Source organism: Microbacterium sp. F2E (assembly GCF_020905435.1).
Taxonomy (GTDB): Bacteria; Actinomycetota; Actinomycetes; order Actinomycetales; family Microbacteriaceae; genus Microbacterium; species Microbacterium lacticum.
The window spans coordinates 1-502 of sequence record NZ_JAJJIB010000058.1; the positions used below are offsets into that span (position 1 = coordinate 1).

The window sequence follows — 502 nt, forward strand, 5'->3', positions numbered from 1 at the left end:
GGGTCGCTGGGTGCGATTCGTGCGCAGGTGCAGGTCATCGTCCCCGCTCTCACTCTTCTCGGTGTCGATGACGGTCCCGCGGACCTCGTCGGTCGGTCCCCGATCGATGCGGACACCGCCCGTTGCCTCGCGGGGGACACGCATTCGTGGGCGCGGGTGCTGACCGACCCGGTGGAGGGGACGGTGTTGGCGGTGGACCGGTATCGGACGCCGTGGCCGCAACGCCGGTTCCTGCGGGCGCGGGATCAGCATTGCCGGTTCCCCGGATGCCGGCGTGCGGCGATCCGGTGCGAGATCGACCACACCATCGACGCCGCCAAAGGCGGACCCACCGCCCTGTGGAACCTCGCACACCTGTGTCAACGGCATCATTCGATGAAACAGTTCACCCGCTGGAAGGTGAGACAACTCCCCGGCGGGGTCCTCGAATGGACCTCACCCACCGGACGGATCTACCGCGAAGACGCCCCCGCCCCACCCGTCGCGTTCACCCCGGCATCCA

Annotated in this window: 1 protein-coding gene; it reads left to right on the forward strand. The window is 68.7% G+C overall.

Annotated features, from left to right (window positions below; genetic code table 11):
* On the forward strand, positions 1-502 hold a 502-nt coding region (locus LOK55_RS13975), incomplete at both ends, for an HNH endonuclease signature motif containing protein (protein WP_229935856.1).